27 protein-coding genes are annotated in these 25694 nt (G+C 63.0%); 11 read left to right on the plus strand and 16 right to left on the minus strand.

Translation table 11 applies throughout. From position 1 onward, the window contains the following. The first annotated feature begins 71 nt into the window (after window positions 1-71). Window positions 72-1421, plus strand: coding sequence for an AI-2E family transporter (locus OPC11_RS20735; RefSeq protein ID WP_264783239.1), 1350 nt, complete (start codon window positions 72-74; stop codon window positions 1419-1421). A 97-nt stretch (window positions 1422-1518) separates the two neighbouring features. Next, window positions 1519-2181, plus strand: a complete 663-nt coding sequence (locus tag OPC11_RS20740; protein ID WP_264783240.1) for a hypothetical protein — start codon at window positions 1519-1521, stop codon at window positions 2179-2181. A gap of 4 nt (window positions 2182-2185) precedes the next feature. On the opposite strand, the gene OPC11_RS20745 is transcribed toward OPC11_RS20740, so the two are convergent. Continuing rightward, window positions 2186-2464, minus strand: a complete 279-nt coding sequence (locus OPC11_RS20745; protein ID WP_069452100.1) for a hypothetical protein — start codon at window positions 2462-2464, stop codon at window positions 2186-2188. Between the two features lie 30 nt (window positions 2465-2494). On the opposite strand from OPC11_RS20745, the gene OPC11_RS20750 reads away from it, so the two are divergent. After that, the gene (locus OPC11_RS20750; RefSeq protein ID WP_069452101.1) at window positions 2495-2776 is read left to right on the plus strand and encodes a hypothetical protein; all 282 of its coding nucleotides are present in this window, start codon (window positions 2495-2497) and stop codon (window positions 2774-2776) included. 4 nt (window positions 2777-2780) lie between these two features. Here the strand turns inward: OPC11_RS20750 and OPC11_RS20755 are convergent, their stop codons facing one another. The 4 genes from OPC11_RS20755 to OPC11_RS20770 form a co-directional block, all read right to left on the minus strand. Beyond that, window positions 2781-3518, minus strand: a complete 738-nt coding sequence (locus OPC11_RS20755; protein ID WP_007980592.1) for a type II CAAX endopeptidase family protein — start codon at window positions 3516-3518, stop codon at window positions 2781-2783. A gap of 305 nt (window positions 3519-3823) precedes the next feature. After that, window positions 3824-5611 (minus strand): S9 family peptidase, encoded by a 1788-nt coding sequence (locus OPC11_RS20760; protein ID WP_264783241.1) that lies wholly within the window; start codon window positions 5609-5611, stop codon window positions 3824-3826. 202 nt (window positions 5612-5813) lie between these two features. Next, window positions 5814-6707, minus strand: a complete 894-nt coding sequence (locus tag OPC11_RS20765) for an alpha/beta hydrolase (RefSeq protein ID WP_264783242.1) — start codon at window positions 6705-6707, stop codon at window positions 5814-5816. Between the two features lie 165 nt (window positions 6708-6872). After that, entirely contained in the window at window positions 6873-7529 is a 657-nt protein-coding gene (locus OPC11_RS20770; RefSeq protein ID WP_007980587.1) for a helix-turn-helix domain-containing protein, read from the minus strand. Between the two features lie 280 nt (window positions 7530-7809). Here OPC11_RS20770 and OPC11_RS20775 point away from each other — a divergent pair, with 280 nt between their 5' ends. The 6 genes from OPC11_RS20775 to OPC11_RS20800 all read left to right on the plus strand — a co-directional run bounded on the left by OPC11_RS20775 (window position 7810) and on the right by OPC11_RS20800 (window position 15136). Continuing rightward, window positions 7810-9657, plus strand: a complete 1848-nt coding sequence (locus tag OPC11_RS20775; protein WP_264783243.1) for a cation:proton antiporter — start codon at window positions 7810-7812, stop codon at window positions 9655-9657. 71 nt (window positions 9658-9728) lie between these two features. Then, a complete protein-coding gene (locus OPC11_RS20780; protein ID WP_264783244.1) occupies window positions 9729-10748 on the plus strand; it encodes a HEAT repeat domain-containing protein in 1020 nt (339 codons plus the stop codon). Window positions 10749-10816: 68 nt separating this feature from the next. Beyond that, window positions 10817-12019 (plus strand): ABC transporter substrate-binding protein, encoded by a 1203-nt coding sequence (locus OPC11_RS20785; protein WP_264783245.1) that lies wholly within the window; start codon window positions 10817-10819, stop codon window positions 12017-12019. 2 nt (window positions 12020-12021) lie between these two features. After that, entirely contained in the window at window positions 12022-13281 is a 1260-nt protein-coding gene (locus OPC11_RS20790; RefSeq protein ID WP_264783246.1) for an ABC transporter substrate-binding protein, read from the plus strand. A gap of 186 nt (window positions 13282-13467) precedes the next feature. After that, window positions 13468-13647, plus strand: a complete 180-nt coding sequence (locus OPC11_RS20795; RefSeq protein WP_007980579.1) for a hypothetical protein — start codon at window positions 13468-13470, stop codon at window positions 13645-13647. Between the two features lie 250 nt (window positions 13648-13897). Then, window positions 13898-15136 carry a permease gene (locus OPC11_RS20800; protein WP_007980578.1) on the plus strand — a complete coding sequence of 413 codons (1239 nt, stop codon included), beginning with the start codon at window positions 13898-13900 and terminating at the stop codon, window positions 15134-15136. 55 nt (window positions 15137-15191) lie between these two features. On the opposite strand, the gene OPC11_RS20805 is transcribed toward OPC11_RS20800, so the two are convergent. From OPC11_RS20805 to OPC11_RS20815, 3 genes are all read right to left on the minus strand, one after another. Further along, window positions 15192-16460: an MFS transporter gene (locus OPC11_RS20805; protein WP_264783247.1), complete on the minus strand. Its 1269-nt coding sequence runs from the start codon at window positions 16458-16460 to the stop codon at window positions 15192-15194. 19 nt (window positions 16461-16479) lie between these two features. Then, window positions 16480-17586: an MBL fold metallo-hydrolase gene (locus OPC11_RS20810; RefSeq protein ID WP_264783248.1), complete on the minus strand. Its 1107-nt coding sequence runs from the start codon at window positions 17584-17586 to the stop codon at window positions 16480-16482. Window positions 17587-17688: 102 nt separating this feature from the next. Then, on the minus strand, window positions 17689-17871 hold the full coding sequence (locus OPC11_RS20815) for a hypothetical protein (protein ID WP_264783249.1): 183 nt from the start codon (window positions 17869-17871) through the stop codon (window positions 17689-17691). A 166-nt stretch (window positions 17872-18037) separates the two neighbouring features. On the opposite strand from OPC11_RS20815, the gene OPC11_RS20820 reads away from it, so the two are divergent. Then, a complete protein-coding gene (locus tag OPC11_RS20820) occupies window positions 18038-18433 on the plus strand; it encodes a DUF302 domain-containing protein (RefSeq protein ID WP_069451779.1) in 396 nt (131 codons plus the stop codon). Between the two features lie 24 nt (window positions 18434-18457). Here the strand turns inward: OPC11_RS20820 and hemG are convergent, their stop codons facing one another. The 6 genes from hemG to OPC11_RS20850 all read right to left on the minus strand — a co-directional run bounded on the left by hemG (window position 18458) and on the right by OPC11_RS20850 (window position 23194). Further along, window positions 18458-18997: a menaquinone-dependent protoporphyrinogen IX dehydrogenase gene (gene hemG / locus OPC11_RS20825; RefSeq protein WP_264783250.1), complete on the minus strand. Its 540-nt coding sequence runs from the start codon at window positions 18995-18997 to the stop codon at window positions 18458-18460. Window positions 18998-19133: 136 nt separating this feature from the next. Next, window positions 19134-20510, minus strand: a complete 1377-nt coding sequence (locus tag OPC11_RS20830; protein ID WP_264783251.1) for a sulfatase-like hydrolase/transferase — start codon at window positions 20508-20510, stop codon at window positions 19134-19136. Between the two features lie 171 nt (window positions 20511-20681). After that, window positions 20682-22013 carry a tryptophanase gene (locus OPC11_RS20835; protein ID WP_264783252.1) on the minus strand — a complete coding sequence of 444 codons (1332 nt, stop codon included), beginning with the start codon at window positions 22011-22013 and terminating at the stop codon, window positions 20682-20684. A gap of 89 nt (window positions 22014-22102) precedes the next feature. Continuing rightward, window positions 22103-22660: a DJ-1/PfpI family protein gene (locus tag OPC11_RS20840; protein WP_007980565.1), complete on the minus strand. Its 558-nt coding sequence runs from the start codon at window positions 22658-22660 to the stop codon at window positions 22103-22105. Between the two features lie 102 nt (window positions 22661-22762). Next, window positions 22763-22987 carry a hypothetical protein gene (locus OPC11_RS20845; protein ID WP_007980562.1) on the minus strand — a complete coding sequence of 75 codons (225 nt, stop codon included), beginning with the start codon at window positions 22985-22987 and terminating at the stop codon, window positions 22763-22765. A 66-nt stretch (window positions 22988-23053) separates the two neighbouring features. After that, the gene (locus OPC11_RS20850; RefSeq protein ID WP_007980560.1) at window positions 23054-23194 is read right to left on the minus strand and encodes a hypothetical protein; all 141 of its coding nucleotides are present in this window, start codon (window positions 23192-23194) and stop codon (window positions 23054-23056) included. A 198-nt stretch (window positions 23195-23392) separates the two neighbouring features. On the opposite strand from OPC11_RS20850, the gene OPC11_RS20855 reads away from it, so the two are divergent. Further along, window positions 23393-23530 (plus strand): hypothetical protein, encoded by a 138-nt coding sequence (locus tag OPC11_RS20855; protein WP_264783253.1) that lies wholly within the window; start codon window positions 23393-23395, stop codon window positions 23528-23530. On the opposite strand, the gene OPC11_RS20860 is transcribed toward OPC11_RS20855, so the two are convergent. Together OPC11_RS20860 and OPC11_RS20865 are read right to left on the minus strand one after the other, a co-directional pair. Next, window positions 23521-24756, minus strand: a complete 1236-nt coding sequence (locus tag OPC11_RS20860; protein WP_007980558.1) for an ABC transporter permease — start codon at window positions 24754-24756, stop codon at window positions 23521-23523. The genes OPC11_RS20855 and OPC11_RS20860 overlap by 10 nt on opposite strands. Before the next feature lie 11 nt (window positions 24757-24767). Next, window positions 24768-25517, minus strand: a complete 750-nt coding sequence (locus OPC11_RS20865) for an ABC transporter ATP-binding protein (protein ID WP_264783254.1) — start codon at window positions 25515-25517, stop codon at window positions 24768-24770. Window positions 25518-25694 lie beyond the last annotated feature (177 nt).

The following is a 25694-nucleotide window of genomic DNA, read 5'->3' on the forward strand; positions in this document are numbered from 1 at the left end:
CTTTCGGGGACCCCGACCGATATAGCGTCGGCCCGCGTACGGACGGTAATGGGTGGGGACCCAACGATACGATGGATGAAAATCTAACGCTACTGCAAGGGCGGTCGCGCCTCGCGTGGTGGGTGGTCGGCCTCGTTCTCGGCGTCGTCGTCCTGTTCGTATTCTACTCGTTCGAAGGGACGTTCGTGCTCGGCCTGTTCATGTACTACGCGACGCGGCCGATATACGACCGCTTGGAGCACCGACTCGGCCATCCGGGGCTGACGGCGGCCGCGGCGCTGGTGACGGTCGCGCTCCCCGTCGTGCTCCTCGTCTCATACGCGGTCGCCGTGAGCGCGGTCGAGGTCGCCGCAATCGCCGGTGAGTCGTTACAGGGGTACGAGGGCGTGCTCCGGCCGTATTTCGACCTGTCGTCGCTGACGGTCCATCCGCAACGAATCCTCGAACTGGCCCAGCAGAGTCAGGGGGAGTTCATGCGCTTCGGCGGTCCGGAACTGCTCACAACCGTCGCGAACGTGGTGGCGGCGTTCGGGACCGGACTTCTGCAGTTGTTCGTCGCGCTCGCGTTCGCCTTCTACCTGCTTCGGGACGACGACAAACTGGTTCGCTGGTTCGTCAGCGATATCGGCGGCGAACGGAGCACGGCGTACACCTACGTCGAGGCGGTTGACCGGAGCCTGCAGACGGTGTATTTCGGCAACATCCTCAACGCATTCGTCGTCGGACTCGCCGCCGCGGTGGTGTACAACCTCGCCAACGTCTTCGCGCCGTCCGGGCTTTCGGTCCCGCTGCCGACCCTGCTGGGGTTGTTGACCGGCGTCGCCAGCCTCGTTCCCGTCGTCGGGACGAAACTGGTCTACGTTCCCATCGCGGCGTACCTCGTCGTTCGGTCGTTCGACATCGGGCCGCGGACCCTCTGGTTTCCCGTGGCGTTCGTCGCGCTGTTCGTCGTCGTCATCGACCTCGTGGCCGAGGTCATCATCCGCCCGTACATCACGGGACGCGAACTGCACGTCGGGCTGATGCTGTTCGCGTACATCTTCGGTCCCCTCCTGTTCGGATGGTACGGACTCTTTCTCGGGCCGCTGTTGCTCGTGCTACTCGTCCAGTTCAACCGCGTCGTCCTCCCCGACCTGATGCAGGGGAACCCGATACAGGCGAGAGAAGTGACGAGCGCGACGGGCGGCGAAGCGGGCGAAACCGAGGCGACGAAAGACGCGACAGGGGACGCGACGGGAAGCGAGGACTCGACGCAAGAGACGGACGAAAGGGTGACAAGCGAACCGGCGGAGGACGGGACGGAACCGACGACGGAGACGCCGGACGAAACGGACGCGAAACCGGAACCGGAAACGGTCGAAGAAGGCGCGGACGAAAGTGAAAGTCGCCACGACGATGGAAACGATACGTCCCCGACGTGAACTGGAAAGATTCATCGACACAATACTGACAAAAATAAAATATAAACAACAAGTATTATAGTCACGAAGTATGAACGGTCAGCGAAGAATATCATTCGTGCGGAACCAATACCGGGACGATGGGAAACGCGATTTCGGGGCCACGTTGCGGGAACTGAAACAGCAGGGCTGTGTCCTGCTGATAACCGGTGCGGTGGCGCGGAGCGTCACGCTACAGGCGATACGTCGGCTTTCGGGCGACCCGTGTTGCGACCGGAAACACGTCCTCGTTGCGACCCGGACGACGACCGGCGACATCGACGACGGACTCCCGCCGGGGGTGAAACGAGAGGACCCCAACGTCCGCGTCATCACCCCGACCGACGTCGGGACGGACGCCTCGGCCGAACGTGACGAGGACCGAACCGAACTCGAATACATCCGCGCGGAACTCCTTCGAGCGGTCGGCCATTTCGACCACAGCGCGTCGGGGCTTTCGCCCGCCGAACTCCGGGTCAGCATCGATTCGCTGGAACGACTGCTCGAAACGAACGACCGCGCCGCAGTGACGCGATTTCTCCGCACGGTGATGGCGCTCATCCGCGGCGTCAAGGGTATCGGACACGTCCATCTCCCCGTCCCGGACGACTCGCGCGAGGTCGCCCGGTTGTCGCCGCTGTTCGACGCGCGGATCGAACTCCGGCGGCGCGACCCGTTGGTCGCAGAACAGCGCTGGCACTTGCCGATGGGCAACACCGATACGAGATGGACAAAACTGTAACCGGTCAGTACTGCTCTCTCTCGATATCCTCCAGATGGCGCTCGATTCGGTCGAACTTCGATACGTCCACGAACGCGTACTCCGCGCCGCCGAAGAACGATTCCGGAACTTCGGAACTGGAGAGGTGCAACTCGGGGTCGGCATCGACGTGGTTCACCTTCTGGAAGGGGATGACGCGGACGAGTCCCGGGTCAGCGTTAAGACAGACGACTGCGTTCTCTTGGACGAGCACCGCGTCGTACTCCTGTGCTTCGTATTCGTCCACCGCGAAGACTGTCGGCATGGGTGGAAAAACGCGGAGGGCGCTATTAAAATGAACCCGACCGAACTCGACCGACGATTGCGCGAACGGTTCGACGCACCCGAGGGTGCGCGGAGAGTCGTCGTTCGGGAAGCCCGGGACCTATCCGACTCCGGGCGGTACCGAAAGCACTCGGGGATGGACCTCACCGCGGGGGCCATCGTCGGCCACTTGGACGACGCGCCGGACGACATGTCGCTTCCCGAGCGGTGGAACTGGTGGATCGGGTCGCTCGAAATCGCGTACGGCGGCTACACCGAGTTCCTCATCGTTCGCTGGCAAGGACAGGAGTAACGACTTACGACGGCAACTGCCCCGTCACCATCAGGTACGCCAGCGCGAACTGGAGCGCGTTGAACGCGCCGTGAATTAGCGCCGAGACAACGAGGTTGCCGGTGTACTCGTAAGCCGCCCCGAGGACGGGCGAAAGGACGAACAGGATGGCGAGGTAGACGATTTTCCCCGCCCCCTGGAGCGAGAAGAAGTGGACGAACGCGAAGATGAGGCTCGCCAACGCGATGGCGGGCCAGCGCCCGAACGATTCGCGGAGTCGTTCCTGCACGACGCCGCGATACAGCAGTTCCTCGCCGGGACCGATGAGCAGGAACGAGAGCGGAATCAACAGGAGAAACACCCGCGGGTCCTGCTCGCCGATGCTGGCGAGTTCGTTTTGCGCCGACTGTATCCCGAACGTCGTGAGCACGAGCGACACGACGATGAGACCGCCGTAGAAGACGACGAACCCGCCGACGGTCCACCCGAGGTCCGAAAGCGTCGGGAAGCGAACCCCGACGTACGAACGGCCGCGTCCAGTGTAGCGGAGGTACGCCAGCGCGAACAGGCCGAAGGAGACGCCTTGACCCATCACTATCGAAACGGCGACCAACAGGGTCGGACGGGAGAGGAGGTTGATTCCGCCGACCGAAAGCACGAGCGCCGTGAAGAGCACCACCACGACCGCAAAGGCGTACCCGCCGAACCCCAACCCGGCGGCGACGAACACCGCACGGGACCGCTCGTTCCACAACGCCGTCATTCGTTTACCTCTCGAAGATACGCGACAGTCACTGTCGTACTGATATGTCCCACCCCAATCCACTCCGCATCGGGGTTCGACGCGAGGGGTACTGACTATTGTGTAGATATTCTGTCTCGTTCGACGTGGCAAGAAAGGCACGACGGCGGCGTGTTCGACCGACGAGTGAAAAACGAATTCCGGTGGTCGAAAAAGAAACGAGGGCGAACGGTGGTTGAAGCGAATCGGATCCTGTATTTTCGTCGATGGGAGCGATTGTACTCGGTAGGCACCGCCTACTCGCGCGATTCACGGCGACGAGCGTCCTACACGTGTTCGTCGAGGAAGGCGGCGATACGCTCGAACTCATCGATGAGGTTCTCGCGCGACGTGGTGTGATGGCCCTCGTCCTCGAAGATGCAGGTTTCGACGGGGACGCCGCGCTCGCGGACTCTCTCGGCTATCTGCTTCGCTTCGCCGACCGGGACGCGCGGGTCGTTCGCGCCGTGTTGGATGAACAGCGGGCAGGAGATTCGCTCCGCCTCGTGAATCGGACTGATGCTCCGAAGCAGGTCGCGGTTTTCGAGCGACCCGTACTCCTGCTCGCGGTGACTCCGCCGCCACTCGCCCGTGTTTTCGAGGAACGTCTCGAAGTCGGCGATGCCGACGAAATCCACGGCGGCCGCCCACAGGTCGGGATACTCCGTGATGGCCGCAAGGACCATGAAACCGCCGTAGGAGCGCCCGTAGGCAACGATTCGGTCGGCGTCCACTGCGTCCCGTTCGTGGAGCCATCCGACCGCCGCCTCGATGTCCGCGACCGAATCCATTCGCTTGTCCGTGTCGTCCAGATGCGTGTACGCCGTACCGTAGCCCGACGAGCCGCGAACGTTGGGTTCGAGAACGGCGTATCCCCGTTGGAGGAAATACTGTTTCGTCGGGTAGAACCACGGCTGACGCTGGTGTTCCGGCCCGCCGTGGATGTCCACGATGACGGGGGTTTCGCCCGGTTCGGCGTTCGGCGGAAGCGTCCAGTACGCCGGGATTTTCCGCCCGTCGAACGATTCGTACCGCACGATTTCGGGGTCGAGGAACGTCTTGCGGGGGATACCGAGCGTGCCGAAGTTCGTCCATCGCTCGGCGCTCCCGGTGTCCGGGTCAAGGACGAAGACGTTCTTCGGGTCGTCGCTCCGACTCATCGAGATGGCACAGTCGCCGTCGGGACCGAACCCCGCGGCGAAGACGACGCCATCGGGGAGGTCGGGCGTCGAAAGGGGTTCGATGTCGTCCCCTGCCGTGAGTCGTCCGACGTGAACCTCGGAGTAGCCGTCGACGTTTCGCACCCACACCACCCGGCCCGTTCCGCCGTGAAGCGAGAGGTGGGAGACGTTCCAGTCCCCGGCCTCCTCGACGACCGTCGGCGCGCCGTCATCGAGGTCGAGACGGGCAACGTACGCGGTGTCCGCGCCGTGGTTCGTCACGCAGTAGAGGTCGTCGTCGGGACCGAACGTCACGTCGTGATACCGGGCATCGGTGTCGTCGGTGAGTTTCCGATAGTCGCCCGACTCGGGGTCGAGCAGGAACAGGTTCTGGTCGAAACTGGCGTTGGCTTTCGAGCAGACGATACCCGGTTCGCCCCACGCTTCGACGCTCAGGAAACCGCCTGGCCCTTCGTGGACGAGCGTCGCCTCGGCGTCGTCCCTCCCCTGCACGTACACGTCGAACGTCGATCCTTCGCGGCGGTTCGCGGTGAAGGCGATTCGGTCGCCGTCGGGACTCCACGTACCCCACAGGTGGATGGCCTCGGGGGTCGCGGTCAGCGCCGTCTCCGTCCCGCTGTCGAGGTCGTAGCGGTACAGTTGGTCGTGTTCGTCGCTTCCCGTGTCCATGCCGAAGACGACTTCCGAACGGGTCGGCGACGCCGAAACGAACGACACCCGTTCGTCGTGAGCGGTCAGGCGGGACGGGAACGCCCCCGGTTCGTCGAGCGACCAGACCTGCGGCGTTCCCGTCGTATCGGCGAGGAAGACGAGCGACCCGTCGATGGTCATCGTCGGCGACCCGGCCGAATCGATACCGAGATAGCGCGTGAGTGGATAGCGAGCATCCGACATACCCCAGTCTGTGCGCGGGGGTGGCAAAAGAATTCGGCTCGGGGGCCTTCGTAGCCGGTTCTTTCCTCCGGCGTCGGTGTATCAGTTCCGTTTCAAACGGGTGTCGAGGACGACGCCACGGTCGGCACCCGCCACGAAGCCGACCCGGAACGTCGCCCGTTCGAGGTCCGTTGTTCGAGAATGCGACGATTCGGTGTGTCGTTTACGAGAGGTGACGGAGCAGCGCTTCAGTCACTTCTTCGCGTTCGTGATGGACCCAATGTGACGTGTCCGGGAACATCCGTAGCCGACCGTTTTCGCAGTAGTCGGCGCTCTGTTCGGCCATCGAGGGGAGGAGTGCGATGTCGTCCTCCCCCCAACAAATCAGCGTCGGCTGGGTAACGGTGTCGCGTGGCGGGCGTTCCGAACGGCGGAACCCGCGATACCAGTTCACCCGCGGACCGACGCCGGTGTGCCGCCAGGCCGCCCGGTAGCGGTCGATGGTTTCCTCGTCGAACGTTCCGGGATTAGAGGTTATCTCGAGAGAATCGACCATATTGTCCATATCGTTCCGACTCAACAGCCACTCGGGGAGCGTCGGTACCTGATAGAACCACACGTACCAGCTTCGGACTATCTGTTGGGGGCTAGAACGTAAGACGGTTCGATACACCGTTGGATGTGGGACGTTGAAGATTCCAAGATGGTCGACGATGGACGGCTCACGGAGTGCGACGTTCCAGGCGACGAACCCGCCGAAGTCGTGCCCGACTACGTGGGCCGATTCTCGGCCCTCGCTGTGAATCAATTCGCATACGTCGGCGGACAGTTCCGATTGCCGATAGGCATCGATTCCGTCGGGAGCGTCGCTCAGATTGCAGCCCCGCTGGTCCGGGACGACCACACGGAAGCCGGTCTCGACGAGTGGAATGATTTGGTCGCGCCAGCCGTACCAGAAGTCGGGATGGCCGTGCAGTAAGACGACCAGCGGAGCGTCAGGGTCGCCCGCGGTCACGACGTGTAATCGGACGCCATTGACGGTGCGATAGTCGGATTCAACACGGTCATCATCGAGTAGCGATGCATCAGTGGTCGGGTGTGGTTTTGCGTCTGTCATCGGTATTGGCTCGGAAGTTCAACCGGATTCAGCATTCGTGACGCGTACATGGAACGTCGAATCGAGTGAGTGAAAACAAACGACGTAACTGGATATCGCTACTGCCGCAGTCGTAGGGGTATTTTTAAACCGACAGTTCGACCCGAATCCCGTCGAGTAGCAACATCAGCGAACGATTTCGTTGAACACGCGTTCTTCGACTTTTCGAAGGTGCTCGCTCACCGTCGGAGGAGCGATGCCGACGACTGCGGCAACTTCCTCGAGCGTCGCTTGGCGAGGGACGCTGTAATATCCTAACTCGACTGCCGCCTCCAGCACTTCCTCTTGCCGAGCCGTGAACAGCCTGCTGAACGATGATTCGTCGGGGTCGTACTCCCCCATCTCGAGAATTTCGAGCGCAATGGACGCACCCTCGTCAGCGTCTTCGAACAACGTTGCAAACGTCTCGTCGGTCCCTAAGCACGTCACCTCGAGCGACCCGTCGGAAGTGAAGTGAATCGGCGTCTCGATTACCAACTGTGATTCTCGTTGGAGTTCCAGCGACCGGCGAATCCGTTCCGTCGGCTCGAATTGACTGACGGCCATCCAACGGTCATCCCCGGACACGAGGAAATCGATAACGTGAGGCGAGCTCTCCATTATTTGCTCATAGCGGTCCTGATTGCCGCTCGCCTCGGCAAATAACAGTACGGTATCGTCAGAGAGAAGCTCGACGCGATGGATGGCCCGCCGCTCGATAGACGGCTCATTCGTCAGCTGAGCGCCGAGTGGATGGAAGGCACCGCCACCATCCGGTTCGATAAGAACCGTGAGGTATCGCATACACTGACGTGGAGTGCGTTACCGTAAAAAATAGAGGATGAACGACATCTCGAACCGACCATCCCGTCCGCCCGTATCCCGATTTTGAAGACCCTCAGTATCGATCGGAGGAACATAGTTTTCGATAATTCGAGCGATAGAAGTATGGTACGCACCGAAATCACCGTCCGAAATCGTGACCGAGTGCGCGTCGGAGCAAGAACTATCGTGATACATGACGTTCACATGACGCGAGTAGCCGCGGTTCGACTCCGCCGTCGAACCGGCTAAACTTCGACCAATGTCCTCGAACCTCCTGCTCGTGTCGGCGTCGATAATCGCGCTCGGAGCCGTGTCGAAACTTCTCGCCGACAGGTACGGGATTCCGAACGTGGTGTTCCTGCTGGGCTTCGGCATACTGTTCGGTCCGGAGGGCGTCGGCCTCGTCGACCCGCAACTGTTCGACGACTCGCTTTCGGCCCTCGTCTCGCTGGCGGTCGCCATCATCATCTTCGAGGGAGCCTTTACGCTGGGTGCGTCGGATATACGCGAGACGCCGAAATCGACGCTTCGACTCGTGACGGTCGGAGCGGGGCTGACGTTCTTCGCCCTCGGCGGACTGATTCACGTCTTTCTGTCCCTCGATTGGAACCTCTCGTTTCTCATCTCGGCGCTGCTCGTGGCGACCGGGCCGACGGTCATCACGCCGGTACTTGACCAGATAGAGGTTCGTGAGGGCGTACGGACGCTCTTGGAGACCGAGGGCGTCGTCAACGACGTCACCGCCTCCGTGCTGGGGGCGGTCATCTTCAGCGTCGCGGTGCTGGACATCGACCCCGACCCGGTCAAGGGACGCGTCGGACTGGATGTCGTCCTCGTCTTCGTAGCGAGAATCGGAACCGGCGTCCTCATCGGCATCGTGACGGCGCTGGTGGCGGCTTACGTGCTCCGGTACTTGAGCCAGTCACCACAGGATTCGCGCATCACGGTCATCGGCACGGCGCTGATTTCGTTCGCCATCGCGGACGCCTTCGTCGACGAGGCGGGAATCGTGACGGTGGCCGTCGCGGGACTCATTCTGGGAAGCGTGGACATCCCCTACGACGAGGAAATCGCGGGGTTCAGCGGCGACATCACGTCGATAGTGTTGAGCGTGGTGTACATCATCCTCGCCTCGCTGTTGGAATTGGACCACCTCCTGACGCTCGGAACGGGCGGCCTCGCCATCGTCGTCCTGACGATGCTCGTCGTTCGCCCGCTTTCGGTCCTCATCTCGACGACGGACACGCAGTTCACGCGAAACGAACGGCTGTTCGTCGCCGCCGTCGGTCCGCGCGGTATCATCCCCGCCTCCACGGCGACGCTGTTTTCCCTCCAACTGGCGAACGCGGGAGTTCCGAACGCGACGAGCGTCGTCCACGTCGTCTTCCTCGTCATCCTCGTGACCGCCGTCGTGGAGGCGGGCGGCGCGCCGCTGGCGGCCAAAGCACTCGACATCATACCCATGACCGTACTCATTATCGGCGGCAGTCGAACCGGACGGCTGCTGGCCGACAGGCTCGAAGAGCGCGGCGAAAATCCCATCATCGTCGAACGCGACGACGCGACCGTCACCGAATTACGAGCGGCGGGCTACTCCGTCGTTCCCGGCAACGGGACGAACGCCGCCGTGCTCGAAGAAGCGGGCGCGGAGCGCGCGAAGATGGTCGTCGCGGCAACGAGCGACGACGACCAGAACATCCTCGCCTGCCAGACGGCGCGGACGACATTCGGAATCCAGCGGCTCATCGCGCAGGTGAACAAACCCGAAAACGCGGACGCGTTCTCGGACCTCGGCGTGCAACCGGTGACGCCGGTGACGGCGACCGTGGACATGATGGACGACCTGATACTCCGGCCGAACTTCTACGACTGGCTCACCGGGGTCGGCGACGAGAACGACATCGCCGAGGTGGTGGTCGAATCGAAGTCAGCCACCGGACAGCAGGTACAGGACATCGAACTGCGGGACGATGCCGTCATCGCGCTCGTCCGACGGGACGGCGAATTTATCGTTCCGAATCCGAACGTCGTCGTCCAAGAGGGGGATTTAGTGACGCTCATCGGGAATCGGGAGGCGGTCGAACGGAGCGTGGCGATGTTGGAATAACCGGTTTCGCGCGTCGGTTCACCGTACCACGTGTTTTTGGTGTCGCCGCGAGACGTCCACGGCAACGAACGATGGACGAGTCATCTCACCGACCTTCCGTCGAGCGACTCGCCGAACTGCTCGATTCGGGGGAACACGACGGCGCTATCGCGTGTCTGGAGCGGTTCGAAACGGCACCGACTGAGGAGCGCAAAGCCGCCCTCGACGTTCTTCGGCGCGTCGAATCGGAGACGCCGGGAGTCGTGGGACCGCTGCTTCCGGCCCTGTCGCCGTTTGTGACCGACGGAGAGCGCTCGATTCGATTGACGACGGCGAAACTGTTCGTCGCCGTCGCCGAACGCGACCCCGACGCCGTGGTCCCGGTCCTCCCCATTCTGACCGACCGCCTCGCGGACGAAGACGAGTTCTACTTCGTTCGCGCTCGGGCGGCCGAGGCGCTGGGGAACGTCGCTCTCGACCACCCGGATGCGGTCGCGTCGCCGGAAGTCGTCGCGGAGTTACAGATCGGACTGTCGTTCGACGAACCGGAGGTGAAAGAGAAGTTGGCGAAAGCGCTGGGCGACATCGCGCTGGGCGACCCGGACCGCCTCGACCACCGTGTATCGAACCTCGCTGAGCATCTCGACGACGGGGACGAACTCGTCCGCTACTATCTCTGTACGGCGCTCGCTGCCGTCGGGTGCGTGTCACCGGCGGCGCTCGGAGCGGAGGCCGACGCGCTCGCGGCGCGGTTGGACGACGAAAACCACCACGTTCGGGGACGGGCGGCCGAGGCCGTCGGTCTCCTCGGCCGCGTCGATGGGGATGATTCTGTGCCCCCGGAAGCGATGGAGCGGCTCCGTGAGAGCCGCGAGGACGAATCGTCGTTCGTCCGCGACAGGGCGCGGTTCGCGCTCGACGCAATCGACGAGGGCGACCGGGAATCGGGGGACGACGACGGAGAAGGAACGCTCGCCGGACTCCGTGCGACGACGGACGAGGCCGTCGAGGAGATAACGGCCGAGGACGGGACCGGCGTGTGCCCGAGTTGCGGGCATTCGCTTCCGGACGTCGGGCCGCCGATGTGTCCGCGTTGCGGGTCGCCGTATTAAATACGGCATGAATTAGGCAGACCTAAAAATTCGAAAGCGTTTTATAAGTTTAGGCGAGCCTAAAACACATGTCGAAAGAATGTACGACAGACTCGGGACGAACACGGCGGGACTACGTTAAGTACGGCGGCGCGATACTCGGCGGAAGCCTGCTCGCCGGATGTGCCGGAGATTCGGAATCGAAAACGACATCGACGACAACGACGGACACGACGAGTTCGTCCGATGGGACCACGAACGCCGAGGGCGACTCCTATTCGGTCACGATGGCACCGACCGGAAGCGTCGCGTTCGAATCCGTTCCCGGCCGGTGGGTCGCGTACGGCGGCGGCTACGCCGACATGGGCGTCGCGCTCGGCAAAGCCGACGGAATGACGGGAATCGGCGGCGCGGACCGCTACTACACGGAGTTCTACGACGAGTTGCCCGGAGTGAGCGTGGACCGAACGAAGCTCGAAAACAACGATATAGGCAAGGCGGGGATGGGAAAAGAGCTGTTCTACGAACTCGACAACGACGTGCACGTCATGGACCCCCAGATGCTCGTTAACTGGTTCGACTGGAGCGAGAAGGACGTCGAGGAGATCACGTCGAACGTCGGCCCGTTCGTGGGGAACCTGATATTCCGCCGCGAGGACGAGTGGCACGACTACCGATACTACACGCTCTACGAGGCGTTCGAAAAGATAGCGGAACTCTTTCGGGAGCGGGAGCGATACGAGGCGTTCAAAGAACTGCACGACGAGTTCATCGCAAAAATCCAGACCAAGCTCCCACCGGCCGACGAGCGCCCGAACGTGTTGCTCGTGTACGAGGGGAGCAACGAGCCGGTGAAGTTCTCGCCGTATCGGCTCAACGACAAGGGAACCAGCAAGAAGCAGTGGCGCGACCTCGGCGTCAGCGACGCGCTGGCGAGCAGCGGCATCGACGGCATCAGCACCACCGACCGCGGGCGAATCGACTACGAGACGATGCTCGAAATCGACCCCGACGTGATACTGCTTCGCGCACACGAGCGCCAGTCCGCGACCGAATTCCGGAACACCGTGCTCGAATTCATGCGCGGCCACCCCGTCGCCAGCAAGCTGACCGCCGTGAAAAACGGGCGCGTCTACCGCGGCGGCTACCTCTATCAGGGACCGATTCACAACCTCTTTTTGACCGAGCGCGCGGCCAAACAGCTGTATCCCGACACGTTCGGCGAGGTAACGGGTGACGACGAACTGTTCGACCGCGAGCGCGTCGCAAACATCGTCAAAGGAGAGTTCTGAATATGACGAACGAACGCACGAACCGAACGGCACCGACACGAAGAACGTACCTCAAATACGGCGGCGCGGTGGTCGGCGGCGGCCTGCTGGCCGGATGTACGAGCGATTCGGAATCGGGCGGCGAGGAAACCCCGACGAACACGGACGCCGAAGCGACGTCCTCGGACTCGACGGCGACCGAATCGGGCGGAGAGGATTCCGGGCCGTACTCGGTCACGATGTCGCCGATGGGAACCGTCGAATTCGATAGCGTCCCGACGGACGTGATGGTGTACAGCCTGCTGTACGCCGACATGGCGGTCGCCTACGGACACGGCGACGCGGTGAACTCGCTGGGATTCGACTCGGAAGCGGGCGGTAACACGCTGGACGCGTACTATGAACGACTGGACGGCGTTTCGTTCGACCGGGAGGGTCTGACCCAACTCAACACCGGTTCCGGCGGCGTGAACATCGACAAGGAACTGTTCTACGAGTTGGATTCCGACCTCCACATGGTCGACCCCGCGCTCGTGCTGTCGTTCGACGGCTGGTCGAAATCCGACATCGACGAAATCGGCGGCACGGTCGCCCCGTGGTTCGGTAACACGTACAGCCGTCAGCACAGCCAACCGCCGAAACCGTACCGGGACAGCTACGAGTACTACACGCTCTGGGAAATCGCGGAGAAGGTCGCCAAAGTGTTCCGGGAGCAGGAACGATACGAGGCGCTCGCGTCGGTGCACGACGACCTCCTCGGACGCATCCGGTCGAACCTCCCGCCGGAGAACGAGCGACCGACCGTCGCGTCGGTCATCTTCATGCAGGGGACGTTCTACCCCTCGAAGATAAACACGGAGGGATTCGCCAACGCCCACGTTCGACCGCTCGGGGCGACCGACGCGTTCGCCGAGGGCGACGTGACGTATCAGACGACGTACGACTACGAGACGATGCTGAAAGTCGATCCCGACGTCATCCTCCACAAGTTCGGCGTCGCCTCGTACTACGACGTCGCGCAAATCAGCGAGACGATCGCGGACCACCCCGTCGGAAACAAGCTGACCGCCGTGGCAAACGACGCCGTGTACCCGTCCGGAAACCCGGTTCAAGGACCGATAATGAACCTGTTTCAGCTGGAGATGACCGCGAAACAGCTGTATCCCGAGCAGTTCGGCGAGTGGCCGGAGTACACCGATGGCAGTCCCTACCCCGAGATTCCGGAGGACGAACGGCTGTTCGACAGAACCCGCGTGGCGAACATCGTCGCCGGGAACGACTGACGAATCGGAGGACGGAAACCACACCCTTCTCGGCGGTAGGCACCCTTTATCACGGGGTTCGCGCCGCATAACAAAGTGAGAAACGGTCGCCTAACGAGTCGAGGAAACCCATGGTTCGAGTTCACGATTCCGTCCGGCCAAGCGACGTCCAGTTCGACCGACACGCGGTCCGTGGAGGTATCTGAAATGGCGGCCGAAGACGAAGAGCTGTCGTCGGAAGCGAACACGCCATCGGAGGCGGACACGCCGTCAGATTCGGAGTACGAAATGCTGTTCTGTGACAACGGATGGGTCGAGATTCGAAACCCCGACGACGCGGACGCCCAGTGGTTGATGGCGGACACGAGCGCGGAGATCCGCCAGTAGCACACGGGGTAATATCCCGAGGTAGTCTCGTGGCGTGTGCTCAGATATTTTGGTTCATCAGTGGAGGAGTTTCGGAAGATAAGGCCATTACCGCCCCTGAGTAATCGAAATGGGATTCGAATGGTGAGCAACCCCGCAGAATTCGATGTCTCTGGCGCTGAATCGCGGAATCCGTGAATTCGCGCCGGACGCGCGTGGATTTGCGCTATTAGCCGCAACCGTAGAAAAGCTCGCAACCGTACTAGCGGATATGAACATCGTAGGGAGTCTGACCGACGCGGCCACGTTCTTCGGCGAAATGACGTGGAAGACGTGGTGGGCGCTGGTCCTCGGGTTCACGATTTCGGGGGCGGTACAAGCGTTCGTGAGCGAAGAGCGGATGACGAACCTGCTCGGCGGTCGCGGACTACGAGAGATCGGCATCGGGAGTTTCTTCGGGTTCCTCTCGTCCAGTTGCTCGTTCGGGGCCGTGGCGACCACGAAATCGCTGTTCAAGAAGGGGGCATCGCCAGAAGCCTCCTTCGCCGGGTTCCAGTTCGCCAGCACGAACCTCGTCATCGAAATCGGCCTCGTGATGTGGATTCTGCTGGGGTGGCAGTTCGTCGCCGCAGACGTCTTCGGAGGAATCCTGATGATTCTGGTGCTCGCGGCCATCACGAAGTACGTCGTTCCGGACTCGTGGTTCGAGGCCGCCCGCGACCACGTTCGGTCGGGCGACGAGGAGAGCGGCACCGTCCGCGACCCGGTGTGCGGCATGGAAGTGGACCCGAACGACGACGACACGCTCAGCGTCGAAACGGATGGAGGAACGGAATACTTCTGCTCACAGTCCTGCAAGGAGACGTTCGTCAATCAACGGGAGGACGCGACGTGGAAGGACAAGCTCCTCACCGTGTCCGGGTGGAAAAACGCCTTCCGCAACGCCATCGGCGAATGGGAGATGCTGTGGGACGACCTCATCGTCGGGTTCATCGTCGCGTCGCTGTTGGCCGCCTTCGTCCCGCGGTCGTGGTGGGCGCAACTGTTCACGCTGGCCCCGGAGGGAACCGTCGCGTGGGTCGTCCTCGGGGCAGCCATCGGCGTGATGGTCGGCGTCATCACCTTCGTCTGCTCGGTGGCGAACGTTCCCTTCGCGCTCGTGCTGTGGAATGCGGGCATCCCGTTCGGAGGCGTCATGTCGTTCATCTACGCCGACCTCATCGTCCCCCACATCGTGGACATGTACCGGAAATACTACGGCAAGCGGTTGGCGGCGGTGCTGTTCGTCTCCATCTTCGGCGTGGCGACGTTCGCCGGTATCGTCACCCACTACGCGTGGCTCGCGGGGGGACTGATTCCGAAGCACAACGCGACGGGGGGGTCGGTCCCGCACACCTACACGACGGTGCTCGACGTGATATTCACCGTCGTCTTCCTCGCGCAGGTGTACGTGACCTACTTCGAATCGAGCGGTGAACAGGAAGAGGGAGCGGCCGCACACGCCGACTGATTTCGACTTCCGTTTTCGTTCGATTTGGAGGCGTTCGGTCCTCCGATGGGGGCGTTCAGTCCTCCGAAACCGAATTCCGTTCGGCGGCGTTCGGGCGGTCGTACTCGCCCAGCGTCGGGTGCGTTTCCCGCATCATCGTGAGAACGACGACGCCCGACGCGACCATCACACCCGCTGTCGCGTAGAACGCGGCTTCGATGGTAGCGACGTCGGCAAGCAGACCGACGACGACCGCGCCGACCGCGTATCCGGCGTCACGCCACATCCGATACACGCCGAGTCCGGTTGCCCGCCACGAGGGGTGGGCCGCGTCCCCGACGACGGTGATGAGGTTCGGGTACAACAGCGCCATACCGAGCCCCGTCACGGCCGCCGTGACGAGCCACGCCGAGAACCCGGAGACGAGGACGGTCGCCAGCACCCCCAGACCGGCGACGAACATGCCCGCGATGACCGGCGGGCGGCGGCCGATTTCGTCCGCGAGACGGCCGGTTCCGAGTTGCAGGACGCCCCAGACGCCGCCGTAGACGCCGACGACGAGGCCAATTTGGGAGACGGACAGTCCGGACTTGCTCAGATAGAGGGGGAACGCTATCCAGACGAGCACGTCCACGAACTTCTCCACGTGCCCCGCCTGTGCCGCCGCGAACAGCGTCCGGTCGCCGTAGGTCGCCCGCTTGACGACTTCCGAAAAGGACAACTCCTCGTCGTCCTTCCCGTTCGCCTCCGTCTGCGCGTACGGAAGCGTCTCCTCGACGAAGAACAGGGAGACGAGCGTGGCGAGAACGACGACGCCGAGCAGGACGTAAAACGGCTCCGGCCGAAGCCCGTACTGGGCGGCGATGACGCCGGTCACCCACGACCCGACCGCGACGCCGCCGTACCCGAACGCTTCGTCGAGGCCGACGGCGAGGCCGCGGGCGTCGCTCCCGGCGAGGTCGATCTTCGCGTTGACGCTCATGCTCCAGGCGAGCCCTTGGTTCACGCCGAGAAGCACGTTCGCGCCGGTAATCCACCACCAGTTCGGCGCGTAGATGAGGACGAACGGAATCGGCAGCGCGACCAGCCAGCCGACGATGAGCACGCGCCGCCGACCGAACTCCTCGGCCCACTTCCCGCCGTAGAGGTTCAACAGCGCCTTGACGACGCCGAAGCTGACGACGAACGACCCGATGACGAGGATGGACTCGACGCCGAGCACGTCGCGGCCGAGGACCGGTACGACGGTTCGTTCGGAGCCGATGGTGAGACCGACGGCGAAGACGACGAACAGTTGGAGCGCGAACTGCTGCCAGTTTCGTCGAATGCCTTGAACGTGGCTCATCGTGAGTGGGGTGTGGTGTTCAGTTCGATGCGCAGTTGTTGGGGCCGAGTTCGAGCGTCTCGGCTTCCGCGGTGGCCTGTTCCTTGCCCGTGTTCACGCGCTTGATACGGTTGTAGTTCGCGGGCGTGTCGGGGAGGTCTTCGAGGATGGTGTCCACGAACACGGACTTCGTGTCCACGCCGAAGAGACCGTTGTTCGCTTCGAGTTCGCCGATGGTCGCGGCGAGCGGGCGCATCTCCTCGTCGCTGAAGTGACCGGGGAGGGCGACCGTCCCGTCGGGAAGGTCGGCGAGACGGTCCAAACTGTCGAACAGGAGCGTCGCGCCCTCGCGGGCGACGTCGCTGCCGCCTTCGAGGTCCGGTCGGCCGACGCTTCGAACGAACAGCGTGTCGCCGGTCAGGGCGGCGTCGCCGACGCGGAAGGAGATGCTACCGCGGGTGTGACCCGGCGTGAACAACACGTCCACGTCGCGTTCCCCGACGGCGATTTCGTCGCCGTCCTCGACGGCGGTGTAGCGGTCGAGTTCGCGGGCGTCCTTCTCGTGGAGGTAGTACGGAACGTCCTCCGCGGCCGCGAGGTCGCGGCCGCCGCTGATGTGGTCCGCGTGGGCGTGCGTGTCGGCGACGGCGACGATTTCGAGGTCGCGCGATTCGGCGAGGTTTTGGTACACTTGGATGTGCTGACCGGGGTCGACGACGAGCGCCTCGTCCCCGTCCTGGACGACGTAGGAGAGACAGCCTGTTCCGGGTCGGACGATTTGCGTGACGCCATCGACGTCCGGAACGTCGTAGGCCTGATACACCATCGCCCAGCCGCGCATGCCGCCTCGCATCGACTTCGCGTCGTAGCCGTTGTTGCGAAGCACCTGTGCGGCCCGCTGGGAGACGACGCCAGCCACGCAGACGGTGGCGACTTCGGCGTCCTCCGGAACGTCGTCGAGCGAATGTTCGAGTCCGAGGGTGTTGCCGCCGGACAGCTGGTCGTAAACGGGAACGTTGTGGCTTCCGTCGATGTTCCACTCCTCGTACTCGTCCTCGTTTCGAACGTCGAGGACGTAGAGGTCTTCATCACCGTCCCGCAACCGCGCGGCTACTTCCGTCGGGCTGATGTCTGTATTGCTCGACATACACAATACTATGAAAGAGAGTCGTGATAAACCTGTGGATTCCCGATTCCGTTGCCCGTAGCGTATGACGGTGCAAAAATCAGCCGTTCCGTGTCCGTCGGCTCAGTCGTCCGTTCGGGACGCGGACGCAACCACGTCCCGAATCTTTCGTCCGACCCGTTTCACGAGCCAGACGTACTCCTCGACCGGGGAGGTGCGACAGCTCGGCCCGTCGTCCACGTCGCACGCCTCGGCGGAATCGTCCCGTTCGGGCATCGTGCGTTCAGGCGTCGTTCGGTCGGTCATGGTTCGAACACCGCTCGACGGACACCGCCGAATCGCGTCGCGGTACTTCGGCGATGACGGTCGTACCAGTAGGTAGGTGCCGTAGGCACTTGTATTGTTTGCCAGCCACAATACAGACTGGCCGAAACCTCAACCATTAACATCCTTCGCGGCGAACCGTCGGCCGATGACCTACTACGACAAACGGCACGTGGAAGGCGAATTCGATGCGGTCGTGGAGCGAACGACCGAGGCGCTCGGCGACGAAGGATTCGGCGTCCTCTCCGACATCGACGTGAGCGAGGCGTTCGCCAAAAAGCTCGACATCGAGGACTACCCGAACTACCGGATTCTCGGGGCCTGCAACCCGCCGCTCGCAAAGCAGGGACTCGACGCGGAGGAGGACCTCGGCGTCCTGCTCCCCTGCAACGTCGCCGTCTACGAAACCGACGAGGGCGTCGTCGTCAGCATGGTGGACCCCGAGGCGATGCTCTCGGTCGTGGATAACGCCGAGATGGACGACATCGCGGACGAGGTGCAAGCGCGCTTCGACCGAGTGTTGGAATCGCTCGGCGAAGAGTAACTCGCTCCCACTCCGCGGAGTGACTCACTCCAGCGACCCGGCAAAGTCGGCCGTGAACCCCTCGACTTCGTTCCAGTCGGTGTACTCGTAATCCCGAGAAGTGTCCGCATCACCGCTGGTCCGCTTTGCTATCTGTTTCATCACGAACCGCTTGAGCGTCCCGTACTGGCTGTATTTGAGCGCGCCGGGGACGACGGCCGTCTCGTCCGGGTTCCACCCGGTTTCGGCGAGGAATTCGGCAACGTACTCGCGGGCCTGCTCCCACCCCTCCTCGGACCCCTCGGCGGCGGAGAGGCTCACCGAGAAGAACGCGGACGGAAGCCGATTCAACTCGTCGGCGTGTTTTTTGACGTACCTCGTCACGTACTTCTGGTGTTTACCCATGTGTACCGACGCGCCGACGACAACGGCGTCGTAGTCCATCAGGTCGAACGCTTCCGGTCGATGTCTGATGTGGACGACGGCCGGGTCGTGGCCCGCCGTTTCGAGCACCTGGGCGACCCGTTCGGCCACCGTCGCGGCCTGCCCCTCGGTCGAACCGTAGAGCACGAGCACCTGCGCCATCAGTTTCCGCCCCCGTTCGAATACGTACGTTCGTCACTCGAAATGGATTGCACTGTCTGTCCCCCGCACGTCCGTTCGACGGCATCGCCTAAAACGGTATTCCGAGGCGGCCGGTATTCGAGGGGGCCGAAAGTAGTTATTGATAGCCCAGCGCTTTCAACCGGTCCGTGACGGCGGACGGCGGCGCTTCACCCTCGTTCTCGTCGGTTTCGACGCCCGAGGACGCCATCGCGTCGATTCGCTTCTCCACCGCTTCGTGGAGGTAATCGGGAACGTCGATGTCGTCGTCAGCGCCGTCCAGCAGAGTTTCGGTTTCCGCCGGGTCGGCGGTTCGGTCGTACAGTTCACGCGTTCCCGATTCGGTGTGATAGATGTACGACCACTCGCGCGTTCTGGCGCTGACGAGGAGTTCCCCGTCGTCCAATCGGCGCGGAATCGGTTGGTAGGTGACGCTCGGCCCGCGCACCGCGACGGACGTGACGGGCGACTGGTTGGGAGTTCCGTCGAGCAGGCTCTCGCCGTCGAACTCGTGTTCGACGCCCATCGCGTCACAAATCGTCGGCGGTATCGCGTCGAGGCCGACGGCCCGTTCGACGGTTTCCGCATCCCCGTCGGGATGCGAGACGACGAATGGGACGTGCGTTAACTCCTCGTAGAGTTTCGGGTAATGCGCAAGGTGACCGTGTTCCATGAACTCCTCGCCGTGGTCGCCTGCGAAGAGGAGACAGGCGTCGTCCCGGAATCCCTTCTCGGACAGCGCGGAGATGACGCGGCCGACGCTCTCGTCCACCTGCCGAATCGCGGCGCGGTAGAGCGACCGGAGGTTGTCGAGCGTGTCGCTCCCGACTTCCTTGCCGAGACCCGCCTGGGCGTGCGCCCTGAGCATCTTCAGCGTCCCGACGTTGGCACCCGTCTCGTCGCGGACGAACTTGGGCGCGGGGACGTAGGGCGTGTGAACGTCCATGTAGTGCACCCACAGGAAGAAGGGTGGCTCCGCCCGCTCGATGAAGTCGATGGCGTGTTCCTCCACGTCCTTCATTCGGGAGACGTTCCGCGCGCCGCCGTCGCGGCCGAGGAGACGACGGAACGGCGACGCCGCGACCTGTAGCCACGCTTGGACGGTCGGATGGGCGGTGAGATACTTGCTGTAGAACGCGTCGTTCGTGCTCGACGTGAACGTCTCGAACGTCTCGAATCCGCGGTCGTACCCCCAGTGGTGGGTCAAGAATCCGTTCGCGCCGTTGAATCCCGCCGTGGTGATTCCGGCGTCGCGGAGCGTTTCGGCGAGCGTCGGACGGTCTGGCAGACCGATGTCCCGCGAGTCGATGAAGACGTGTCCCCCACCGAGAATCGACGGGAAGGAAAACGGCGTCCAGTTGCCGTGCGCGAAGGCGTTCTCGAAGGACGTTCCGTGCGTTGCGAGGTCGGCAATCGTGCCGTCGTCGGGCAGTGCGTCCGCTCGGAGCGAATCGACGGTGAACAGGACCGTTATCGGTGTGTCGTTCGTGCTCATTCTGTCGAGGGGGTTGCTGGTTCGCTAGTTGAGAGTTCGCCACGGAGCTAAAATACCTTGCTAGAGCGTAGCCCGGAGGGACATATAGCACTCAATAGTTCTCGATAGCTGTTTCGTTGACACGACAAACGGTCAAAAGGTTCGGAAGCGGCAAAAACCGTCGTCTCGCTGCTACTCGACGGGTTCGAGTTTCGCGCTGAAGTGGCGAAGTTCCTCCATCGGCGGTTCCCAGACGATTTCGAGGCCGGACAGTTCGTCGCGGCGTTCACCGACCTTCTCGAAGGTTTCCGCGATGTGCTCCAGATGCTCGCGGAAGTACGTTCGGCGGGGCAGACAGAGCCGAACGAGTTGCGGGCGGTCCTCGCCGGGGAACGCGAACTCGCCGAGTTCGACGGCGCGGACGCCGCCCTCGCGGTAGAGTTCGCCGACCAGCACTTGGCCCGGGAACTGCTCGCGGGGGATGTTCGGCAGGAACTCCTCGGCCTTCACGTACACCGCGTGGCCGCCGGTCGGCGCGTAAATCGGGACGTCGGCGTCGAGGAGGAGGTCGCCCAGTTCCGAAACCTGTTCGACGCGGGATTCGATGTAGGGTTGCGTGACCGCCTCGCGGAGGCCGACCGCCATGGCCTCCAAGTCGCGGCCGGAGAGGCCGCCGTAGGTCGAAAAGCCCTCGTAGAGGATACCACGCTGTTTGGCGTGTTCGAACAGTTCGTCGTCGCGCACGCCGACGAAGCCGCCGATGTTGGAGAGCGCGTCCTTCTTCCCGCTCATTACGATGGCGTCGGCGTAGGAGAGTTCCTCGCGGGCGATGGCGGCGACGCTCGACCCTTCGAACTCCGCCTCGCGCTGTTGTACGAAGTAGGCGTTCTCGGCGAATCGGCAGGCGTCGATGACGAACGTGGCGTCGATTTCGTCGGCCACCTCGCGCGCGTCGCGGAGGTTCTGAACGCTCACGGGTTGGCCCGCCATCGAGTTGTTCGTGATGGTGACGACGAGCGCGGGGATGTTCTCGGCACCAACCTCGTCCGCCAGTTCGCGGACCTTCTCGGGGTCGAGGTTGCCCTGGAACGGGTCGTCCGGCGCGACGTCGACGGGGCAATCGACGGGTTGCCCGCCGTTGTTGACGACGTGTGCCCGCGTCGTGTCGAAGTGGGTGTTGTTCGGAACGTAGTCGCCCTCGGAGACGAGGACGCCGTAGAGGACGTTCTCCGCACCCCGACCCTGATGGGCGGGAACGATGTTCTCGAAGCCCATCACGTCGGCGACGCTCTCCTGCAGACGTTTGAAACTGTCACTGCCCGCGTAGGCTTCGTCGCCGCGCATCATCGCGGCCCACTGTTCGTCACTCATCGTGCCCGTCCCACTGTCGGTCAGCAGGTCGATGAACACGTCCTCGGAGTCGAGATTGAAGACGTTGTAACCGGCTTCTTCGATGTTGGCTTCGCGCTCGTCGCGGTCGGGGAGGTGAATCGGTTCGACGACTTTGGCCCGGTAGGCTCGCATAGTCAGAATGGGGACGGTCGAGAACTTAACCCTGCTGTGAAAGCATCGGTGGAAAACGAGCGTTTCCGGGGGTCAGCGACCGAATTTGCTCATCGTCCGTACGGGTAGTCCATCTGTGTCTCGATGGTTTCCCGAGTCCCCGAATCAGTCAGCTCTTCGACCAATTCTAACCCGAGGTCGATGCCCGACGTGACTCCACCCGCCGTCACGACATCGCCATCTCGGACGACCCGCTCCTCGACGACGGTATCACAATACACCCCGAGCAGGTCGTAGGCGTCGGGGTGCGTCGTCGCGCGCTTTCCCGAGAGGAACCCCGCCGCCCCGAGCAACAGCGACCCGGTGCAGACCGATACGACCAGTTCGGAATCCGCGGTGGAGAGCCACGAGACGAACGCGTCGTCCTCGGCCAACTCGCGGGCGACGAATCCGCCGGGAACGACCAGCATATCGTAGCCAGCGAGGGGTTCGTCCACCACGTCGGGAACGATTTCGAGGCCCGCGTTCGCGGTCACGCGCTCCGTTCGAGCACAGACGTCCCACGACACGTCGCGAAATCCCATCGTATCGAGTCGAGTGAGCGGGTCGTAGACGCCAACGAAGTCCAGTGCGGTCATGCCGTCGTACGCGACGAACGCGATGTGCATGGAGGAAGATGGGTAAGGAGGAATATCGTCTTTGTGCGTCCTGAAAATCAGAGAATAGCCCGGACGAAAGACGGACGGTGTGAGTTGAACAGTCGTTTCCGTTCAGTACGTCTCGAATCGGTCGAGTAGGCGAGGAAGACCCACGGCGGCACCAACCGCACCCGCAACGAGGGATAGCAGAGCCAGAATCGTCACCAGCGTCTCGGGTCGCCCTTCGAGACGCGGTTTGATGACGAGCGTGAGAACGACACCGAGAACGAGCAAGCACTCGTGGTTCTGTTCGAGCGAGTCGCGGAAGTCCCGAGGAGAGTCTGTATCGTTCGTCATGGTGGAAACCGGTCGACTGACCGGAGGTCCCAACTGACGAACCCAAACAAATGGGTAGGTGTGGGCTTAGTGCCCGAGCGCCCGAAGCGCAACGGCCAACGCCGTGATTATTTTCACGACGCGCCAGATGATTTGGGTGACCAAATCAACCAGTTCGAGTCGTCGCCTTCGGCCGTCTTTGTCGTCGTTGGGTTTTGATGAGGTCATCGAGTGACCTCATTTATCGAAGATCACCGCGGCTACTTAATCCCCATCGGTTTTTAATCATCGATGATGATTACGGCGGAAGGTTTTCATACGTCGTCACCGTAAATACGAATGGGTTTTGATGAGGTCACCTCGCGGGGGGCGTCCCCGCGAGTCTTCATCGCGAAAATTTTCGGTAGAAGCATCTCCGTCGTGAGAATGGTGCTCGGACGCCGACGAACGGATGACGAGATTCGGAACCGAAGCGTCGTGTCGGAACTGACGGGGACGTACTACGGGAACCATTTCCACGTTTCCGGCGGCGGTTACCCGTACGCGTTCGGAATTCACTCGTAACGAAGCGCGTCGATGGGGTCCACCCGCGCCGCGTTCCACGCCGGGTAGAGACCCGTCACCACGCCGACGAGGAGGCCGACGCCGATGGCGACGGGGACCACCTCGTACGCGAAGACGAGCGGAAGCCCGACGTACTGGGTGGCGGCGTATCCGCCGAGGGCACCGAGCACGACGCCGAAGACGGACCCGATGACGCCGAGCAGGACCGCCTGCATCAAAAACACCTGAAGCACGTCGCGGTTCTGCGCGCCGACGGCTTTCATGATGCCGATTTCGCGGGTCCGTTCGGTCACGCTCACCAGCATGATGTTGGCGATGCCGATGGCCGCGACGACGAGCGAGATGACCGCGATGCTCGTGATGAACGTCGTCAGCGTCGTGAGCACGTCCTTCACGCGATTCACGAGGTCGCGGTCGGTTCGCACCCGGATGGCGTACTCGTCGGGCGTGAGTCGTGCGGCGTCGGAGTTCGAACGGAGGTAGGCTTTCACCGCCCGCTTGCTCTCCGGAATCGTCCCGTGGTTTTCTGCAACGACCGTGACCAGCGGATAGACGCGCTGGGTGGTCCCTTGCGTCGGACTCTCGACTGTCGAACCGTAGAACGGGTCCGTCGGGACGTACACCTGCGGGAGCGACCCGCCGCTCTCGAACTGGCCGTTTCCGCTCGACCGCTTGAGGACTCCGGCGACGCGTGCGGTCTCGGTGCCTCCGTCCGCCGTTCGAATACCGATGCGGTCGCCGACCGAGAGTCGGTCGTCGAACAGGCGGGCCGCCGCCGGGTTCAGGACGACTTCGCGTTTTCCCTGCTCGAACGACTCGCCGCGGGCGAACGTCCGGGTTCGAAACTGGTCGGGCGTGGTGGCGACGATGCCGTTCTGGCTCACCGTCTGCCCGCCGTGAGTGAGTGCGATGACGGGGAGCACGCCGCGCGGGACGACGGTCGCCACGCCGTCGATACCGCGGAGTCGGGCGATGTCGTGTGCGGTGAACACCGGTTGCGCGCCGAACCCGGGTTGGCCGCCGGGCGGACCGGCCCAGACGTACATGTTCGGCGCGTGGCCGCCGGTGAACTCCCGGAGGATATCGACGCGGAGGCTGGTGCCGAGGGTCACGAGCGTGATGACGGCGGCGACGCCGATGACGACGCCGACCGTCGACAGCGAGGAACGAACGCGGTGGCTCCGAATCGCCCTGAGACTCATCCGAAGCGTTTCGCTGAACTCCACGGCCTTCCCCGCTATCGCCGCCCTTCGACCCGACGCTGTGAGTCGATTTTCTCGACGCGCTCGACGGTCCCGTCGAGGATGTGAACGACGCGTTCAGCGTGTTCCGCGATGTGGCGCTCGTGGGTCACCATCAGCACGGTGTTCCCCTCGTCGTTGAGTTCCTCGAACAATGCCATTATCTGGTTCCCCGTCTCGCTGTCGAGATTTCCGGTCGGTTCGTCGGCGAGGATGATGGCGGGATCGTTCGCCAGCGCGCGGGCGATGGCCACGCGCTGGCGTTGCCCGCCCGAGAGTTCGTTCGGTCGGTGTTCCTCCCGACCGCGGAGGCCGACGCGATAGAGGAGATCGTCGGCGCGCTCCCGTCGGTCGGCACGCGAAATCCCCTGAAAGACGAGCGGGAGCGCGACGTTCTCGCGGGCGGTCAGGCGCGGCATCAGGTTGAAGGTCTGGAAGACGAAGCCGATCTCCTGTCCGCGAACGGTCGTTCGCTCCGTATTGGACAGGTCGGTGACGTCACGGCCGTTGATGTGAATCGTCCCCTCGGTCGGCGTGTCGAGACAGCCGATGAGGTTGAGCAGGGTGCTCTTTCCCGACCCACTCGGACCCATCACCGCCGTGTACGACCCCCGTGGAATCGACAGGTTCACCCCGTCGAGCGCGTGAACCGGCTCGCCGAGGAAGTACGTTTTGCGAACGTCGGTCAGTGTCACCGCGTCTCTCGCCCCCTCGTCGGAACCCGTCGCCGAGTGGCTTGCTGCCATAGGAAGCGTTAGCATCCCGACAGTCTAAACCCTACTCCATACCACGAACGGCGGGGAACGGAAAAATAACGCCGGTCCGGGGTTACACTCACGGGTCCCGATTCGGAACGGGGTCAACCGGGGCAAAAGCGGACAGCCGGAACAACCGGACGGCCGAGGCGAAAGCGGACAGAGCGT

Source organism: Haladaptatus sp. T7 (assembly GCF_026008575.1).
Lineage (GTDB): Archaea > Halobacteriota > Halobacteria > Halobacteriales > Haladaptataceae > Haladaptatus > Haladaptatus paucihalophilus.